The following is a 17,886-nucleotide window of genomic DNA, read 5'->3' on the forward strand; positions in this document are numbered from 1 at the left end:
GGCAGGGGCTTTTGTTTTGTGAAACTCGCGCCGATACTGAACTGGAAAAACGCCATCTAATTTTGGGTTCATTTACAATCGCCTGTCGTACCATTTGAATTGCCCATAGGTTCTGTATATATTATTAACAAGGGTTTAGTGATTGGGAGAGGGACAGATGCCGGACAAACGCAGCGTAGCCGTCGATTTTCAAAGCCGGCAGCAGGATGGAAGTATAGAGCGGTCAGTCATGCACGGTGAGCTCCACCGCTTGGTGACAGGTTGGGTGCTCACCTGCGCGGAGCCTGCGGATGACAGCGGCGCGGGCGCGGCAATGACATTGATCGTTCACGAGCGGGAGCTGCGGCTGCGGCGAAGGGGTGCGTTCTCATTCGAGCAAGTTTTCCTGCTGAACACTTCGGTGCAGGGTTTCTTGGAAACGCCATATGGCCCTCATGATGTAAATGCGCTGACGCACGGGATGGATATCCACCTGTCGGAGTCCGGCGGCGTCATTGAATGGAAATACGACTTGCTGATGCAAGAGCAAACAGTCGGAACCTTTGAAATCCGGCTGGATATTCGGGAGGAACAAGCGGTATGAATGTAATGGAACGATTGCACGCCGGCGTGAAAGAAGCGCTGGCAGATGCGGTGCTGGAAGCGGGCTTTGTCTCTTCCCGGGATGAACTGCCGCCGATTGTGCTGGAGGTGCCTAAGGATAAAACCCACGGCGATCTCGCAACCAATCTGGCGATGCAGCTGACCAAGATCGCAAAGAAAAACCCTCGGCAAATTGCCGAGGGAATCGTGGAGAAGCTGGGCAGTGGCAAGGCTTCCATCGAATCGGCCGAAATTGCGGGTCCGGGCTTCATTAACTTCCGTCTGGACAAGAGCTGTTTGTACCCGATTATCGGCGAAGTATATGAGCAGGGCACCCGGTACGGACATATCGATGCCGGACGCGGCCAAAAGGTTCAAGTCGAATTCGTCAGCGCCAACCCTACCGGAAGCCTGCATCTGGGCCATGCCAGGGGGGCTGCCGTGGGGGACGCATTGTGCAACGTCCTCGCGTTCGCCGGCTATGATGTGACTCGGGAATATTATATTAACGATGCCGGCAATCAAGTCGCCAATCTGGCGAAATCGATCGAAGCGCGTTACCGCCAAGCGCTCGGGCAGACCGCCGATATGCCGGAAGACGGCTATCACGGCGAGGACATTGTCGGATTCGCGAAGGAATTGGTCGCAAGCGAAGGCGATCGGCTGCTGTCATTATCGGATAAAGAGCGCTTTGAGTTTTTCCGCACTTATGGGCTGGAGAAGGAATTAGACAAGATCAAACGGGATTTGGCGCGCTTCGGCGTGCGGTTCGACGAATGGTTCAGTGAAACATCGCTTTATGAGAATGATAAGGTTACCGCTGTGCTGGAAGCTCTCAGGGCCAAAGGGCAGGTTTATGAGCAGGATGGAGCCGTCTGGCTTTCATCCACCGCGTTCGGTGACGACAAAGACAGAGTGCTCGTGAAAAATGACGGCAGCTATACGTACCTGACGCCGGATGCCGCTTATCACATGGACAAGTATGCCAGGGGCTACGACCGGATGATCAACATCTGGGGCGCCGATCACCACGGCTATATTCCCAGAATGAAAGCGGCCATGGCCGCGCTGGGCAACGATCCCGATAAGCTTACGGTTCTCATTGCCCAGATGGTGAGCTTGTTCCAGAACGGCGAAAAGGTGAAGATGTCCAAACGTACCGGCAAAGCGGTGACGATGGAAGATCTCATGGATGAAGTGGGCGTCGACGCAATCCGCTATTTCTTTACGATGCGGAGCATGGACTCGCACCTGGATTTCGACATGGATCTGGCTGTTTCTACTTCTAATGAAAATCCGGTATTTTATGTGCAGTATGCGCACGCGCGTATTTGCAGCATTTTCAGGCAGGCCGAGGAGCAGGGCATTCAAGTTCTCCCTTGGCAGGAGTCCGCGTTCACCCGTCTGGACTCCGAGCAGGAGTTCGATCTGCTGCGTAAGATGGGCGAGCTGCCCGAAGTGATTGCAGAAGCGGCACGCCTTTATGCACCGCATATCATCATTCGTTATGTGTATGAGCTGGCCTCGCAATTCCACAGCTACTATAAAGCGGAGCGCGTAATCACCGAGGATGCGGAGCAGACTCAAGCCCGGCTGCAGCTGCTGGGGGCGCTTAGAATCGTCATTGCTAACTGCCTTGCCCTTGTTGGCGTGTCCGCACCGGAACGGATGTAGTTACTGTTTATCCACCGCTTTTAACATACGGCTCACATTCAGCTCACCGGCAGCTCCGCTCCGGTGAGATTTGTTATTTCTCAGAGGCTTTGCCGATCTCTTGATGATGGATTTGATTTCTTCCGGCGACAACCCCGGTTTCAAAGCGAGCAGTAGAGCGACAGCCCCGGTCACATGAGAAGTGGCCATCGACGTTCCGCTCATTTCCTTGTGCTTGCCGTTTAACCACGCGGACACAATGTTCTCCCCAGGCGCATAAACGTCGATCGACGAGCTGCGATTCGTGAACGAGGCGATGCGGCCCTCCTCATTGGTTGCGCCGACAGCGATTGTGTAGCTGTATCGCGCGGGGTAATCGATATCTCCCCTTTGGCCGTCGTTACCCGAAGATGCCACGATCAGCACGCCCGAGTCGTATGCGTTGGCTACGGCATTCAGCAGCGATTTGCTTCTCGTTTTCATGCCGAAGCTCATATTCACGACATCGATGCCGTTACGGACGCACCAATCGATGCCCAGAATAATGTCCGACACAAAGGCTGTGCCGTTATGATCGAACGCTTTGACCGGATGTATGATCGCCCGGGGAGCTACGCCGATCATACCTTGCAATTCGTTGGCTGCAGCAATCGTTGCGGCGATGTGGGTGCCGTGGCCGTTATCATCTTGAGGCAAAGTCGTACGCTGAAGCAAATTGATGCCTCTTTCCAATGAATGGCGCAGGTCCGGATGCGAGAAATCGACCCCGGTATCGATGACACCGACTTTTATGCGATGGCCGGTTGTCCGGCTCCAGGCCTCGGGCGCGCCGATATGGCGAACGCCCCACGGGATTCCCATCTCTACCGATAACGAGGAGGAGTTGTTAGGAAGGGCATGAACGGAGACAGTGGTGTCTTCTTCCCATAGAAGCCGATCTGCCAATGAGGCGGGTAACCCTTGTTTCGGATAAGGGCAGGAAATCGCTTGAATAATTCCTAAACGGTGGACGGAGTGAAGAGCTTTGCTGCCTTGGCGGCTTTTGTTCAAAGCCTTGAGAAATCGTTTATAGTCGCCGGTGTTCAAGAAACGAAGGATCGCTCTTCGCCCCCGATCCCGGGCGGAATTCAAGGATGTTTGCAGCCATTCTATCATCTCGCTTGCATCCAATGCGGGTTCCCTCCCGACGAAAGTGTTTCCCTAAAGTGCGACCAAGTCGTCACTTCGCGCGGGTGAAATGGTGGTGCGGGCAGGCCCTCACAGCGGTTTTTCGCTGTCGTTATGCGGTGGTGTCCTCTACTGTATGTGGACGTCTTGCCGGAGGCTTGGGAACCGGCCTTTTTTGAATGGAAATAGGCGGCGTCCCGTGTCATTTCAAGATGCATGACATAGGATGAAGGGAGAGTTTCCCGGCGAGACTCTTGGTCATGCCGGTTCCTCCGCCCGCGGAGCGGCCGGGAAGGGATACAGTCGAAAAGCGAAGGCGTTGTCCGCCTGGGACACGCCTTCGCTTTTTCGACGCTCAATATATTCATGACAAAGTGCGGTCAGGCCGCTTGCAATTTAACGAGAAATGCTGTTTACTAAAGGTTGACAAATTTAACGTGAAGGTATTTACGGTTCACATACAGAGAGGATGGAAGCTACTTGAGCGCCGAGTATGTGCTGAAACTCGACTCCGAGAAAATTCAGGAGATGCCGATGGTCGACCTTGCGTTCGAACTGCTGAAGGCGGTCAACACCCCGTTTTACTACCGTGATCTCATGACGGAAATTGCGAAAATCCGCGGTCTCTCCGCAGATCAAGTTCTCAATGTAATCGCTCAGCTTTATACGGAGATCAATATCGACGGCCGGTTTGCATGTGTGGGCGGCAATGTGTGGGGACTGAAACGGTGGTATCCGGTTGAGCGTTCGGACGATCCGATGAATGGCGGAGCCAAGCGTCCGCGTATCATCAATGATGACGACGATCTCGACGATGAAGATCTGTACGGCGAAGACGAGGAAGAGCCGTTCACTGCGGGAGACGAGCCCTTCGGTCTGTTCGACGAAGAGCGCGAAGAGGTATTCGAAGAAGGCGAAGAGGCTGCCGAAACCGAAGAAGAAGCTCTCATCGAAGAGGATGACGAGACGGCATTGGAAGAAGAATTGGACGGAGACAAGGTCGAAGGCGACGAAGAGTTCGAGGACGATGAAGATCTCGACGCCGCAGAAGAGGAAGACGAGAAGTAACAAGCTGTCACTAGGCTTGGCGCCGGCTTCTTTTCATGCTTGACACCGCTCCTGCCAGAATGTAAACTATTGCTTGGGCTTTAGAACTTTGTTTTTCCATAGCGAATAAATTCCTAAAAGTGCCCCCATTTATTGGGTGACACTTTTTTGTTTTTTTCACATCTTTCTCAATGAAAAATGTGTGAATCTGGGTAACCATAAATAGGGTGCCATTGCGGCATATGGTGGGAGGTTTCGTACAGAGTGACCAAATACATTTTTGTTACAGGCGGCGTCGTTTCGTCCCTCGGTAAAGGGATCACCGCCGCTTCGCTGGGCCGGTTGCTGAAGAACCGGGGCTTGAAGGTGACGATTCAGAAGTTCGATCCGTATATCAACGTGGATCCCGGTACGATGAGCCCTTATCAGCATGGGGAAGTATTCGTCACCGACGACGGTGCGGAGACCGATCTGGACCTGGGGCATTACGAGCGGTTTATTGACATCAACTTGTCGAAGAACAGCAATGTAACGACGGGGAAAATCTACTCCACCGTAATCAGCAAGGAGCGTCGCGGCGAATATCTCGGCGGCACGGTACAAGTTATACCGCACATTACGAATGAGATTAAAGACCGCGTATTCCGCGCAGGCAAAGAAGCCGGCTCGGATGTCGTGATAACGGAAATAGGCGGAACAGTCGGCGACATTGAGAGTCTCCCTTTCCTTGAAGCGATTCGGCAGATCAAGGCCGATATAGGCCGCGACAATGTCATGTACATTCACGTTACGCTGATCCCTTACATCAAGGCCGCCGGTGAAGTGAAGACAAAGCCGACGCAGCACAGCGTGAAGGAGCTGCGCAGCATCGGTATTCAGCCGAATGTGATCGTGTGCCGTACGGAGCATCCCCTCGCTGAGGATCTGAAACGCAAAATCGCGTCCTTATGCGACATCGATCCAAGTGCGGTCGTTGAGTGCAAGGACGCATCGACTTTATATGAGGTGCCGTTGTATTTGCGCGAGGGAGGCTTGGACGACTATGTCGTGAAGCATCTGAACCTGCCGGCCGGCGCTCCGGACATGACCGAGTGGGAAGCGCTGGTAGCACGCGTTAAATCCCTAAACAGACGACCGAGATCGCCATCGTCGGCAAGTACGTCGCGCTTCACGACGCCTATCTGAGCATTGTCGAATCGCTTGCCCATGCCGGTTTCGACGCCGATGCGGAAGTGAAAATCCGCTGGGTGAATGCCGAAGAGGTTACCCCCGGCAACGTGGTCGAACGGCTGGATGGCGTTGACGGCATTCTGGTTCCCGGCGGCTTCGGCGACAGAGGCATCGAAGGAAAAGTAACGGCCATCCGATATGCCCGTGAGAACGGCATTCCTTTCTTCGGCATTTGCCTCGGCATGCAGGTGGCTGTAGTCGAATATGCCCGCAACATGGCAGGTCTCGCCGGTGCGAACAGCTCCGAGATCAATCCGGCCACACCGTATCCTGTCATCGATTTGCTGCCTGAGCAGAAGGACATCGAAGATCTTGGCGGTACGATGCGGCTCGGTTTGTACCCCTGCAAAGTGGTTCCGGGCAGCCTTGCCGCCCAATGCTACGGAGATGAGTTGGTGTACGAACGCCATCGACACCGTTACGAGTTCAACAATGAATATCGCGAGCGTCTGGAATCCGCAGGTTTCCGGTTCTCCGGCACGTCTCCAGACGGCCGCTTGATCGAGATGATCGAGCTGCCGAATCATCCGTGGTTCCTCGCCGTCCAGTTCCATCCTGAGTTTACTTCCCGTCCGAATCGGCCTCAGCCATTATTCCGGGAGTTCGTTAAAGCCGCCCTTCGCCGATCCGAAGGATAATGACCGTTATACCGTACAAACACGCTCCGGGAATTTCCGGGGCGTTTTTCATTTTTTTACAAGGAAACAGCAGGAATATGTGTCATTCGCCTCGAATAAAGCTACAACGTGATTCGGGGGGATGAAATCGTGGGGAAGAAGAAACTGCTGATCGTGGATGACCAGGTCGGCATCCGCGTGCTGTTGTTGGAAGTGTTCGCAACTGAAGGCTATGACACCTTTCAAGCCGCGAACGGTCGAGCGGCCTTGGATATCGTCAGAACGCATCCTCCGGATTTGGTCCTTCTCGATATGAAGATACCGGGCATGGACGGATTGGAGATCCTGAAGCAGATCAAAGAAATTGACCGCAGCATCAAGGTCATTATGATGACTGCCTACGGAGAATTGGACATGATTAAAGAAGCGACCGATCTGGGAGCTTTGATGCATTTCACGAAACCGTTTGATATTGATGAAATGAGGCTCGTCGTCAATATGCAGATGGGAGAAGGCTCGTCGTCCCGGTTCGCCGCCGGGTCGTAAGGCTTTCTTTTTTTTGCCGCGAAAGCAGGGAGGGTTCCGCGAACCCGCCCGATTTACTTTGAAAAGCCGTTTTGTGTTATAATAACGCAGTATGAAGGTCGCGTGAGAAATTGAATTGACACTGCAGGAGGAATTGAACTATGCCACTCGTATCGATGTCGGAGTTTTTGCCCCAAGCCAAAGCCGGTAAATTTGCCGTAGGCCAATTTAATATGAACAACCTGGAATTTGCCCAAGCGATTACAGAAGCTGCCAAGGAGGAGAAATCCCCTTTCATCTTCGGCGTAAGCGAAGGCGCGTTGAAGTATATGGGTATGGAGTATACCGTAGCAATCGCCAAGGCTGCTGCGGACAGCTCCGGACTGCCAATCGCACTACATCTGGACCACGGAAGCAGCTTTGACGTGGCGATGAAATGTATCCGTGCAGGGTTCTCGTCGGTTATGTTCGACGGTTCGCACTATTCGTTCGAAGAGAACATCCGATTGACCAAAGAGGTTGTGAGAGCCGCTCATGCAATGGGCGTATCCGTAGAGGGTGAGCTTGGCACGATCGGCGGCGTAGAGGACGATATCAGCGTTGATGAAGCACATGCCGCATTGGCCAAACCGGAGGAAGCGATCCGTTTCTATGAAGAGACAGGCGTCGACTGCCTTGCGATCGCCGTCGGTACCGCACACGGTATGTATAAAGGCGAAGTGAAAATCCACTTCGATATCATCAAAGAGGTCGTCGCCAAAATTCCGGTACCGATCGTACTGCACGGCGGCTCCGGCGTTCCGGATGAAATGATCCGTCAGGCGATCCAAGCGGGTGCGGGCAAGATCAACGTTAACACCGAGAACCAAGTGGCTTGCACGAACGCAATCCGTGAAGTTTTGAACAAAGACTCCAAAGTATACGATCCGCGCAAATATTTGACGCCTGCCCGCAATGCGATGAAAGAAGTCGTTAAAGAGAAAATTCGTCTTTTCGGCAGCAGCAACAAAGCTTAATCGCGTTGTAATAGTCACATTAGCATGAGTTTACGTACGGGAAAACGTCATGAGGCGTTTTCCCGTTCCTTCATGTGTCGATTATTCAATCGACAACAACACGAGGAGGACCCAGCATTCATGGAGAAATTGATGGTACGAGGGGGTCGGCCGCTGCGAGGCACGGTCGTCATCAGCGGCGCGAAGAACAGCGCTGTAGCGCTTATTCCTGCGGCAATACTGGCAGAGACGGAAGTCCGCTTGGACAACCTTCCTCAGTTAAGCGATGTCGCGGTTTATGCGGAAATTTTACAGGATCTTGGGGCTAAGGTTTCATGGGCAGACGATGTAATGTCGATCGACCCTTCCGGCATGAAGTCGGTGCCGATGCCCAACGGCCGTGTGAAATCATTACGTGCTTCCTATTATTTAATGGGCGCGTTATTAGGGAGATTCGGCGAGGCGGCGATCGGTCTGCCGGGAGGCTGTAATTTCGAGCCCCGTCCTATCGATCAGCATATAAAAGGGTTCGAAGCGCTGGGCGCGGAAGTGACGAATGAAGGCGGCGCTATTCGCATTCGGGCCAAGGAATTACGAGGCGCTAAAATCTATTTGGATGTCGTCAGTGTCGGTGCGACCATCAATATCATGCTGGCTGCTTCGAGAGCCAAAGGTCTGACAGTCATCGAGAATGCCGCCAAAGAGCCGGAAATTATCGATGTGGCGACTCTTCTGAACTCCATGGGAGCCAAGATCAAAGGCGCGGGAACGGAGACCATCCGGATAGAAGGCGTTAAAGAGATGCATGGCTGCCGTCATTCTATTATTCCCGACCGGATTCAAGCCGGAACTTATATGATAGCCGCAGCAGCAACCCGCGGCGATGTTCTTATAGATAATATAATACCGAAGCATATGGATGCGATGACGGCAAAGCTTCAAGAAATGGGAGTTCACGTCTACGAAATGGACGAGTCCATTCGCGTTGTGGGACAACCCGTATATGAACCTGTCGACGTCAAGGCACTGGTGTATCCCGGATTTGCCACCGATTTGCAGTCCCCGATGACAAGCCTGTTAACGCAGGCCCGCGGTGTGAGCATTTTGTCCGACTACGTATACAGCAACCGGTTCAAGCATGTACCCGAGCTATCGCGCATGGGCGCCCAAATCCGGGTGGAAGGACGTTCAGCCATCATCGAAGGGAGTCCTCTTAACGCTGCCAAAGTGAGAGCTGCGGATTTACGCGCCGGAGCTGCGCTGGTTGTGGCTGCCTTAACGGTCGAGAACGGGACGTCCGAAATTACGGGTGTGGAGTACATCGACCGGGGCTACGAACGTTTAGTGACTCAATTAAGCAATCTGGGAGCTGAGATCTGGCGTCAAGGATAAGGGCCGACCGGCCCTGATTTTAAAGTAAAGTGGGGATTTTATGACCGATTTAATGATGGCCGATTTAGAAGAAATGAAGTTAACCGAATTGTACAAGCTCGCGAAACAACATCAGATTAACGGCTACGCCCAAATGAAGAAAAGAGAGTTGATCGTTGCCATCCTTAGAGCGCAAGCGGAGCGCAGCGGCCTGATGTTCATGGAAGGAGTCCTGGAGGTTCTGCCCGAAGGATTCGGCTTTCTGAGACCGATCAACTACTTGCCGAGTGCGGAAGATATCTACATCTCGGCTTCGCAAATCCGCAAGTTCGACTTGCGGACCGGAGATCTGGTTTCCGGCAAATGCCGGGCACCCAAAGAAAGCGAGCGCTACTTCGGGCTGCTGCAAGTGAACGCCGTCAACGGCGTGCCGCCGGAAACTGCGGCAGAACGCCTTCACTTTCCCGCATTGACCCCGCTTTATCCGCAAACCAAGCTGGTGCTCGAATCGTCTCCTACCCGTTTATCTACCCGTATTATGGATTTGGTAGCCCCTGTTGGATTGGGCCAGCGCGGTTTGATCGTAGCCCAGCCGAAGGCCGGTAAGACTCTCCTGTTGAAAGAAATCGCCAACAGCATTTCGACCAACCGCCCGGATATTGATCTGTTCGTACTGCTTATCGACGAACGTCCTGAGGAAGTAACCGATATGCAGCGCTCCGTGAAAGGGGAAGTTATCGCTTCTACCTTTGATGAGGTGCCGGAGAATCATATCAAAGTGGCGGAACTGGTTCTGGAGCGAGCTTTGCGGTTAGTCGAACACAAGCGGGATGTTGTAATCTTGCTGGATAGCCTTACACGGCTGGCCAGAGCGTACAATCTGGTCATTCCTCCTTCCGGACGCACTTTGTCCGGTGGTATCGATCCGGCGGCGTTCCATCGTCCGAAGCGGTTTTTCGGGTCGGCGCGTAATATCGAGGAGGGCGGGAGCCTGACTATTCTCGCCACGGCCTTGATTGAGACGGGCTCGCGCATGGACGATATCATTTATGAAGAATTTAAAGGTACCGGCAACATGGAGCTGCATCTGGACCGTAAGCTGTCTGATCGGCGCATTTTCCCGGCGCTCGATATCCGGCGTTCGGGCACCCGGCGTGAAGAGCTGCTGTTGTCCCAGGAACAGCTCGACAAGCTGTGGGCGATTCGCAAAAGCATGAACGATTCCATGGAATTTGTGGAGCAATTCCTGAAAAAACTATCCAACACAAAAACGAACCAGGAATTTTTGGATTCCCTGGACACCAGCGGTGGAGGAACGAGTTCGCCAAACCCCGGCGGAGGACGACGGCGCCGCGGAGCAGCTCCTCCAGCTAGGCGGAGAGGAGGGCATGACGCATGCATCTTGTATATGCAGACGAGCAAGGCAATGTATTTGATCATCCGGAGCTGCATGGCATCGCCCGGAGCGGCAACGATCTGGTGGAGCTGCTTGATGAAGAGCTGATTCCGCTTCCTGATGGCGCGACGCTGGTGAGTCTGCCGCATACCCGCGCTGTCGGCATGGATCCGGAGAGCGGGGAGATGCAGCTGCTGCCGGGGAACTATCAAGCCGTTGGAGCGCTGCTGCCTCAGGGCTTCACCCGTTTCTACGTGCCCGGTTATTCCAAAACGGATAAAACCCAAAAGTTTCCGCTATTCGGATACACGGCTGTTGTCTGGAAGGACAACGGCTTTTATGTGGCGGCTGCACAGAGTGACGACCCGGAACCATGGAATCCCGAACTGTGCGACCGGGGGGAGCTTGAAATTCAGGTGGATCGTATTCTCAAGACGTATCCCGAGAATAGACTGTATAAGCATCTGTCCCATTGTGCTTTAGAGTACGAGTGCCTGACGGCATCCAACACATTTCTTCAGAGGTTAGAGGGAGCTGTCCCGGTCTCGTTCTCTTGCAATGCCGGCTGTTTCGGATGCATTTCCGAACAGCCGGACGACAGCGGCTTTCCGGCCCCGCAAACCCGGCTCAAATTTCGTCCGACTGCCGACGAAGTGACGGATATCATGCTGGAGCATTTGACCGCGCCGGAATCGATTATCAGCTTCGGTCAAGGGTGTGAGGGAGAACCCTCGACTCAAGCATCGATTATTGTAGAGGCGATAAAGCGGGTCCGCGCCCAGACTTCGCTTGGCTATATAAACATCAACACCAATGCCGGGCTGACGGATCACCTGCGCGCGATTACGGATGCCGGATTGGACTTGATGCGGGTGAGTACCATCAGCGCGTTGGATGAGCACTATAACGCGTATTACAAGCCGCGCGGATATAATTTGCGGAGCGTTGAAAAGTCGCTGAAATACGCCTCGGACAAGGGGGTATACACCTCGATCAACTACCTTGTTTTCCCGGGTGTAACCGACCGTGAGGAAGAAATCGAGGCGATGATCGGCTTTGTGCGCAGAACCGGGTTGAAGCTGATCCAGATGCGTAATCTGAATATAGATCCGGACGCTTATCTCGCGCTCATTCCCGAGGCGCAAGGGGAAATTTACGGAATGAAGGCGCTGCTTGATATTTACCGTCAAGAGCTGCCTGACGTAGTCATCGGTTCATACACCCATGTGCCTCCAAAGATTTAATGAAGTATAATTCATTGTTGGGCGAAGATGTTGTTGGTGACAATAACATTGGCCCAAGAGTGAATTTTCTTTTTTAAGGGCATATAGAAAAAGCCGCTGATTTCTACGTTTACACCGCTTGGGGGTTGTGCCAAATGATGAGCAGCTGGGGAGTACCGGCTGTCCTGCTGATCCTAATTGTCGCATACGCATTCATTACAAAATACGCGATGGTTAAAGTGATCGTCGGCGCAGGGCTGCTGGTTCCAGGCCTGATTGCCATTATATATGGATTTACCATGTTCAATTCGATTGATTACAGCCTGGTACCGACTTTGTTTCTTATTACCAGCGGCGCGGTGCTTATCACTGTGGGCGGGATGCTGCTTTTCAGGTCCGCTAAGCGCACACGGAGGCTGAGCGGAGCGCAGCAAATTCAAGCCAATCAATATGTTGAGACCGAGCAATCGGCAGTGCAGACATCTCAGGGCAAAACCGATTCTAAGGCAACGGCTGCCACTGAGACGGTTTGCGAAGAATGCGGCGCGTTAAATCCCATACGGAACACGTACTGTACTCAGTGCGGCGAGAGGCTGCCTAACTTGTCGCTGTTATATCGTAAACGAAAAAAATAATCGGGTTCAGACACCATTGTTGCTATAACGCCCTGCCGCGTGATATAATCCGTTTATGTGTCCATTACTCTGAATCCGCCTGTTGATTCAGGGCAGAAAGAGGTGAACCCTTTGAAACCAACCATTCATCCGCAATATCATGTGACGACGGCTACGTGCGCATGCGGTAACACTTTCGAAACGGGTTCGATTCGTTCGAACCTTCGCGTAGAGATTTGTTCCAACTGCCACCCGTTCTTCACCGGTAAACAGAAGTTTATCGATGCCGGCGGCCGTGTTGATAAGTTCAAGAAAAAATACGGAATGTAATCCGTATAGAGATAAACCTCCCTTCAAATCCTACGGGATAAAGGGAGGTTTTTTTCATGCCATTGAGGCGGCTTCTGGCGCTCGTGATCTGCGCGGCCTGCTTGTGCGGCGTTGCTGCCGGCTGCGGCAAAGACGGACACAGATCCAACGGCTCCAAGTCCGAAAGCTACAGAGATGACGGTTACCTGGGAATGTCGAACAGCAACCCCGGCATTCCGGGTCCTAACATGACGGACAATTACGGCGCAGATGCTGATTTTATGAGAAAAACCATAAGCAAGGTGCCGGGTGTCGAGGGGTCACGCATCGTATTTCACGGGGCGGATGTCTACGTTACGCTGAAACTGAGGCAAGGAAGCGATGCACGGGATCCCGCCGCAGTTCAGAGCCAGGCGGAATCAGCTCTCCGGTTTAATTTTCCCAGATATCATGTTCATGTTCGTTCGGTGGAAGATTGACCTTCGCGCTTCTAGGAAACTATTCCCTTCGGTTGCACTTCGGCGGCCAAAACGATATACTTAGATTTGCCGTGCTAGACGGGGAGGTAGCGGTGCCCTGTAACTCGCAATCCGCTCCAGCGAGGTCGAATTCCTGTTTAAGGTCTTGGGATGCAGTTCCGGTAGGTTTCATGTCGTGTTGACGGCAGGGTCCTCCGCGAAGGACGGCCATGAATCCGGTCAGGTCCGGAAGGAAGCAGCCGTAAGTGGTTTAGTTTTTGTGCTAGAGGGTAGCTCGGCTTGAGCGAAGGCTTCCTATACGGCTGGATCTCATCGATCGAGGGCAGGTGCACGGTCCTAATACTTAAACATTATGAAGCACTTATGCGTCACAACAGACGCGATGAGTGCTTTTTTTTGTAATCCGGACGATCGCAATCGGCGGTGGAGAGCCGTCCGCCGATGATGTATAATGAATGAAACGGCAATCCGACGGGAGCGAGAATCAATGGCACATCTAGCTTTGTACCGGGCCTGGCGTTCCCAGACGTTCAAGGACATGGTGGGACAGCAACATATTGTACAAACCCTGCAAAATGCCATCCGCGAGGATCGCCTATCGCATGCTTATTTGTTCAGCGGGCCTCGGGGAACCGGTAAAACAAGCGCAGCGAAGATTTTGGCCAAGGCGGTCAACTGTGAACACGGACCTTCTCCTGAGCCATGCAACGAATGTTCGCAATGTCAGCGAATTACGGCAGGCTCTGTTATGGATGTCGTCGAGATCGATGCCGCCTCCAACCGTGGAGTGGAAGAAATTCGCGATATCCGGGATAAAGTAAAATACGCGCCGACTGAAGTGCGGCGTAAAGTGTATATCATAGATGAAGTGCATATGTTGACGACAGAGGCGTTCAACGCTCTGCTTAAGACGTTGGAGGAGCCGCCGGGGCATGTGATGTTCATACTCGCGACGACTGAACCTCATCGTTTACCTGCAACCATCATTTCGCGCTGCCAGAGATTCGAGTTCCGGCGTGTTGCTTTGGAAGAGCAAGCGGCACACCTTCGCAAAGTCTGCACCGAGGAAGGGATTGACGCGGAAGAGGAAGCGCTGAGATACATCGCGCGTTTGTCCGACGGCGGTATGCGGGATGCGATCAGTTTATTGGAGCAGATCTCTTCTTTCAGCGGCGGGCATGTTACCTTATCGCAGGCCATCGATGCGACGGGCGGTCTGCCTTCCGAGCAGTTCGCAAGACTTGCAACGGCCGTTCGGGAAAGCGATGCCGCCGCAGTGCTTCAGGAAATAGACGAAATGATGAAAGCCGGCAAAAGTGCCGACAAATGCTTGGAACAGCTGATGCATTACTTCCGGGATTTGCTTCTCGCGCAATTGGCGCCGGAAGCGACCGGTTCATCCGGACGAATCGCCGATCCCGCGGAACTTCGCGGCATGGCGGAAGGATTTTCCCGCGAAAGGTTATTTGCTATCATTGATCTGTTGAATCGATATCAGACGGAAATGAAATATGCGGCGCATCCGCAGACGATGTTCGAGATTGCGCTTCTGAAGCTGTGTTCCGATGCAGGACAGGCAAAGGATGACCGGGCATCGGGCGGTATGCCGGCTGCACAATCGGCGGGCATAAGCGCCGCTGAACGCAATGAGCTGCAGAAGCTGAAAGGGCAGCTTGCCGAATTGGAACAGAAATTGGAGGCTTTAGCGAACGGCGCAGTGCCGTCCGGCACCTCACAGGGTACGGGTCGGGGTTCCGCCGGACGATCCGGATTTTCCGCCGGCAATGGGGGGGCCAACTCCGGACAACGGGCGGCTCCGAAACCACGTTTGAAACTTAACGCCTTTGTCGCTGCACAATCCTCTTCGGTGCCGTTGCTCGGCAAATGGCCGCAAGTATTGCAGCGGGTCAAAGAAGAACGCGTTACCGTCCACGCTTGGCTGGTCGATGGGGAGCCGGTTTCGTACGCCGATGATACGATCCTGGTGGCGTTTCGCAACACGATTCACCGCGAGACCACAGAGAAACCGGCGAACAAAGGAATGATCGAAGGGGTTTTAAGTTCGATTTTCGGCCGTCCGACAACATTGGTCACAGTGATGCAGAAGGACTGGCAGGAAGCTCTGGCGGACGGATCGGGCAAGCATAAGAGTGAAGCCGCCGGCGAAGAGCTCCGTCTTGAGCCGGACAATGAAGCGGAAGCGAATCGAAGAGAGCCTTGGATCGACGAGGCGGTTCGTTTGTTCGGCGAAGATTTGGTTACCATTAAGGACGATTAACCGAGGAGGAATAACGACAATGAACAACATGAACCAAATGATGAAGCAAGTGAAGAAAATGCAGGAGCAAATGATGAAAGCCCAAGAAGAGCTCGGCGGCAAAACGATCGAGGGCACGGCTGGGGGCGGAGTTGTCACGGCAACCGTGAATGGCCATAAGAAACTGCTCGATATCAAAATCAAACCGGAAGCAGTCGATCCGGAAGACGTGGAGATGCTGCAGGACCTTGTTTTGACTGCGGTCAATGATGCATTGTCAAAAGCGGATGAGCTTGCGAACCAGGATATGGGCAAATACACCGGAGGAATGAAAATTCCCGGAATGTTCTAACTTTATATCCGGCCGGTCCATCATATTACGGGGTCGGCCGGGATTTCATTTTTAGAGGAGACTAGATCCCTTGTTTTATCCAGAACCGATTGCCAAGCTGATCGAATCCTTTTCCCGCCTTCCAGGCATCGGACCGAAAACGGCCGCACGCCTGGCTTTTTTCGTATTGCGCATGAAAGAAGAGGATGTCATCGACTTCGCCAAAGCGCTTGTTAACGTCAAGAGAAACTTGACCTATTGCTCGGTCTGCTGCAATATAACCGACACCGATCCTTGCCGGATTTGTTCTGACAAGTCCAGAGACGCATCCGTGATCTGCATCGTACAAGAACCGAAGGATCTGGTGGCGATGGAGCGGATGCGGGAGTTTAGCGGGCAGTACCATGTGCTGAACGGCGCCATCTCTCCGATGGACGGTGTAGGACCGGATGATATTCGAATTGCGGAGCTTGTTCGCAGGCTGAGCGACGAGCGCGTACAAGAATTGATATTGGCTACGAATCCGAATATTGAAGGCGAAGCCACGGCGATGTATCTTTCGCGTCTGGTGAAACCTTTTGGCATCAAGGTGACGCGCATCGCGCATGGATTGCCTGTCGGCGGGGATTTGGAATATGCGGACGAAGTGACGTTATCGAAGGCGCTGGAAGGCAGAAGAGAACTGTATTAATGTGAACCGACAGTATCATACAGCATCACACAGCATTCAACAAATCTCATCATGGCGCCTTTTGGCGTCTTTTTTATTTTTCTAATTTTTATCATTTTTTTGTTGCCGGACACGTTCTAAAGGAAAAAATCGGGGTATAGAAATGTTAACAGGGGTTGTCCTTACGGATGACACCTTGCCATTTTGCGGGAGGGGATTCATAGTGATGCAACGGAGTAAAAAAATGAGAGAGCTGATCGTTGCTGAATCGAATGAGCGCCAAATGCTTATTGAGGATGTCCGCAGGGCCGAGATGGAGTGGACTATGGCGTATTCGCGTTTCCATGATGCGGTTGGGGCGGATCATGTGGATTATGCCATCTATTGCCTGGAAGCTGCCGAGCGGAAGCTGGCAATGATGCTGCGTAAGGCCAAGTGGCATTGGAACCATTCGATCGCGCATGAAGAGAGCAGGAACTTGGGATGAAAACGTTCTGGCTGAGCGTCCTGGCCGTCTCCGCATTGTTATTGATCCTGGTGCTGGTGCGTGAAAAGGCTGCTAAAGGTTGGCTCACTCGTTTCGGCATACATTTAGTGGTTTCGGCCATGGCTCTGTACGCCTTGAACTTCTCCGGCTGGATCACCGGATGGTACGTGCCCTTGAACCCGGTTACGATCGGGGCGGTTACGCTGCTCGGAGTGCCCGGAATTGCCCTGGTGCTCGGTTTGCAGACAACGCTTCTTACATGAGAGCCTGCGCAAGCAGGCATTTTCTTTTTTCCGATGTGTGTCGCGGAGAGGGTCGAGATTCGTGTTTGCTTGCTTGTAAAAATCCCCGTTGACGAGCGGTGCGTACATATGATACATTAGTTTTCGCGCTTGTTTCGACTGAGATTCGTTGTTGTCGATGAAATCATCGATTACCAGAAACAGGTTGTTGCATCCAGGTAGTCAGCTGTGATATATTATTCGAGTCGCCTCTTACGGCGGCGGGATAAAATAAGCAGCAAACTTGTTCTTTGAAAACTGAACATCGAGCGTAATACGGTTCCTGTCGTCCTTTGGGACGATAGACAACGATTTACAATTCAAGTCAGCATTTTGAGCCTTCATGGCTCTCTATTATGGAGAGTTTGATCCTGGCTCAGGACGAACGCTGGCGGCGTGCCTAATACATGCAAGTCGAGCGGAGTTGATGAGAAGCTTGCTTCTCTGATACTTAGCGGCGGACGGGTGAGTAACACGTAGGCAACCTGCCCACAAGATCGGGATAACATTCGGAAACGAATGCTAAGACCGGATAAACAGTGCTCTCGCATGAGAGGGCTGGGAAAGACGGAGCAATCTGTCACTTGCGGATGGGCCTGCGGCGCATTAGCTAGTTGGTGAGGTAACGGCCCACCAAGGCGACGATGCGTAG

The 17,886-nt window shown here is 52.9% G+C and carries 16 protein-coding genes, 1 rRNA gene, 1 other RNA gene and 2 pseudogenes; 19 read left to right on the top strand and 1 reads right to left on the bottom strand.

What is annotated here, in order from left to right; all coding sequences use genetic code 11:
* The first annotated feature begins 157 nt into the window (after positions 1–157).
* Both SD71_RS19140 and argS read left to right on the top strand, forming a co-directional pair.
* The gene (locus tag SD71_RS19140; RefSeq protein ID WP_041066784.1) at positions 158–583 is read left to right on the top strand and encodes a DUF1934 domain-containing protein; all 426 of its coding nucleotides are present in this window, start codon (positions 158–160) and stop codon (positions 581–583) included.
* Positions 580–2,256, top strand: a complete 1,677-nt coding sequence (gene argS / locus SD71_RS19145; protein ID WP_041066787.1) for an arginine--tRNA ligase — start codon at positions 580–582, stop codon at positions 2,254–2,256. The genes SD71_RS19140 and argS overlap by 4 nt, the downstream gene beginning before the upstream one ends.
* Here argS and SD71_RS19150 read toward each other — a convergent pair whose 3' ends face one another.
* Positions 2,257–3,405: a S8 family peptidase gene (locus SD71_RS19150; RefSeq protein ID WP_041066790.1), complete on the bottom strand. Its 1,149-nt coding sequence runs from the start codon at positions 3,403–3,405 to the stop codon at positions 2,257–2,259.
* A 477-nt stretch (positions 3,406–3,882) separates the two neighbouring features.
* Between SD71_RS19150 and rpoE the strand changes: the two genes are divergently transcribed.
* The 17 genes and pseudogenes from rpoE to SD71_RS19230 form a co-directional block, all read left to right on the top strand.
* Complete coding sequence (gene rpoE, locus SD71_RS19155; protein ID WP_041066793.1) at positions 3,883–4,470, top strand: DNA-directed RNA polymerase subunit delta; 588 nt, start codon at positions 3,883–3,885, stop codon at positions 4,468–4,470.
* A 243-nt stretch (positions 4,471–4,713) separates the two neighbouring features.
* Positions 4,714–6,317: pseudogene (locus SD71_RS19160) on the top strand (CTP synthase).
* A 129-nt stretch (positions 6,318–6,446) separates the two neighbouring features.
* A complete protein-coding gene (locus SD71_RS19165; protein WP_041066795.1) occupies positions 6,447–6,842 on the top strand; it encodes a response regulator in 396 nt (131 codons plus the stop codon).
* A gap of 140 nt (positions 6,843–6,982) precedes the next feature.
* The gene (fba, locus tag SD71_RS19170) at positions 6,983–7,837 is read left to right on the top strand and encodes a class II fructose-1,6-bisphosphate aldolase (protein WP_041066798.1); all 855 of its coding nucleotides are present in this window, start codon (positions 6,983–6,985) and stop codon (positions 7,835–7,837) included.
* 120 nt (positions 7,838–7,957) lie between these two features.
* The gene (locus SD71_RS19175) at positions 7,958–9,208 is read left to right on the top strand and encodes a UDP-N-acetylglucosamine 1-carboxyvinyltransferase (protein ID WP_041066800.1); all 1,251 of its coding nucleotides are present in this window, start codon (positions 7,958–7,960) and stop codon (positions 9,206–9,208) included.
* 40 nt (positions 9,209–9,248) lie between these two features.
* Positions 9,249–10,541: pseudogene (rho, locus tag SD71_RS19180) on the top strand (transcription termination factor Rho); the annotation flags it as partial.
* A gap of 41 nt (positions 10,542–10,582) precedes the next feature.
* Positions 10,583–11,827 (top strand): radical SAM protein, encoded by a 1,245-nt coding sequence (locus tag SD71_RS19185; protein WP_041066878.1) that lies wholly within the window; start codon positions 10,583–10,585, stop codon positions 11,825–11,827.
* Positions 11,828–11,961: 134 nt separating this feature from the next.
* Positions 11,962–12,441 carry a hypothetical protein gene (locus tag SD71_RS19190; RefSeq protein ID WP_041066802.1) on the top strand — a complete coding sequence of 160 codons (480 nt, stop codon included), beginning with the start codon at positions 11,962–11,964 and terminating at the stop codon, positions 12,439–12,441.
* Positions 12,442–12,552: 111 nt separating this feature from the next.
* The gene (rpmE, locus tag SD71_RS19195) at positions 12,553–12,750 is read left to right on the top strand and encodes a 50S ribosomal protein L31 (protein ID WP_041066804.1); all 198 of its coding nucleotides are present in this window, start codon (positions 12,553–12,555) and stop codon (positions 12,748–12,750) included.
* Positions 12,751–12,806: 56 nt separating this feature from the next.
* Entirely contained in the window at positions 12,807–13,208 is a 402-nt protein-coding gene (locus tag SD71_RS19200; RefSeq protein WP_041066806.1) for a hypothetical protein, read from the top strand.
* Positions 13,209–13,277: 69 nt separating this feature from the next.
* Positions 13,278–13,542: signal recognition particle sRNA large type (gene ffs / locus SD71_RS23295), an RNA gene on the top strand.
* 153 nt (positions 13,543–13,695) lie between these two features.
* Complete coding sequence (gene dnaX, locus SD71_RS19205; RefSeq protein ID WP_041066809.1) at positions 13,696–15,486, top strand: DNA polymerase III subunit gamma/tau; 1,791 nt, start codon at positions 13,696–13,698, stop codon at positions 15,484–15,486.
* Positions 15,487–15,505: 19 nt separating this feature from the next.
* Positions 15,506–15,817, top strand: a complete 312-nt coding sequence (locus SD71_RS19210) for a YbaB/EbfC family nucleoid-associated protein (protein WP_041066811.1) — start codon at positions 15,506–15,508, stop codon at positions 15,815–15,817.
* 70 nt (positions 15,818–15,887) lie between these two features.
* Positions 15,888–16,487 carry a recombination mediator RecR gene (gene recR / locus SD71_RS19215; protein WP_041066813.1) on the top strand — a complete coding sequence of 200 codons (600 nt, stop codon included), beginning with the start codon at positions 15,888–15,890 and terminating at the stop codon, positions 16,485–16,487.
* A gap of 205 nt (positions 16,488–16,692) precedes the next feature.
* Entirely contained in the window at positions 16,693–16,953 is a 261-nt protein-coding gene (locus SD71_RS19220; RefSeq protein WP_041066816.1) for a DUF2508 family protein, read from the top strand.
* Complete coding sequence (locus SD71_RS19225; RefSeq protein WP_041066819.1) at positions 16,950–17,216, top strand: pro-sigmaK processing inhibitor BofA family protein; 267 nt, start codon at positions 16,950–16,952, stop codon at positions 17,214–17,216. The genes SD71_RS19220 and SD71_RS19225 overlap by 4 nt, the downstream gene beginning before the upstream one ends.
* A gap of 371 nt (positions 17,217–17,587) precedes the next feature.
* Positions 17,588–17,886: ribosomal RNA gene (locus SD71_RS19230) — 16S ribosomal RNA — on the top strand; the annotation flags it as partial.

The sequence above is a fragment of the Cohnella kolymensis genome (genome assembly GCF_000829465.1).
Taxonomy (GTDB): domain Bacteria; phylum Bacillota; class Bacilli; order Paenibacillales; family Paenibacillaceae; genus Cohnella; species Cohnella kolymensis.

What these genes read in the sequence shown, in the direction of transcription:
- argS (WP_041066787.1), top strand. Translation starts at nt 580, where the DNA reads ATGAATGTAATGGAACGATTGCACGCCGGCGTGAAAGAAGCGCTGGCA.
- SD71_RS19200 (WP_041066806.1), top strand. Translation starts at nt 12,807, where the DNA reads ATGCCATTGAGGCGGCTTCTGGCGCTCGTGATCTGCGCGGCCTGCTTG.
- fba (WP_041066798.1), top strand. Translation starts at nt 6,983, where the DNA reads ATGCCACTCGTATCGATGTCGGAGTTTTTGCCCCAAGCCAAAGCCGGT.
- SD71_RS19185 (WP_041066878.1), top strand. Translation starts at nt 10,583, where the DNA reads ATGCATCTTGTATATGCAGACGAGCAAGGCAATGTATTTGATCATCCG.
- SD71_RS19220 (WP_041066816.1), top strand. Translation starts at nt 16,693, where the DNA reads ATGCAACGGAGTAAAAAAATGAGAGAGCTGATCGTTGCTGAATCGAAT.
- SD71_RS19225 (WP_041066819.1), top strand. Translation starts at nt 16,950, where the DNA reads ATGAAAACGTTCTGGCTGAGCGTCCTGGCCGTCTCCGCATTGTTATTG.
- SD71_RS19210 (WP_041066811.1), top strand. Translation starts at nt 15,506, where the DNA reads ATGAACAACATGAACCAAATGATGAAGCAAGTGAAGAAAATGCAGGAG.
- SD71_RS19190 (WP_041066802.1), top strand. Translation starts at nt 11,962, where the DNA reads ATGATGAGCAGCTGGGGAGTACCGGCTGTCCTGCTGATCCTAATTGTC.
- SD71_RS19175 (WP_041066800.1), top strand. Translation starts at nt 7,958, where the DNA reads ATGGAGAAATTGATGGTACGAGGGGGTCGGCCGCTGCGAGGCACGGTC.
- dnaX (WP_041066809.1), top strand. Translation starts at nt 13,696, where the DNA reads ATGGCACATCTAGCTTTGTACCGGGCCTGGCGTTCCCAGACGTTCAAG.
- SD71_RS19140 (WP_041066784.1), top strand. Translation starts at nt 158, where the DNA reads ATGCCGGACAAACGCAGCGTAGCCGTCGATTTTCAAAGCCGGCAGCAG.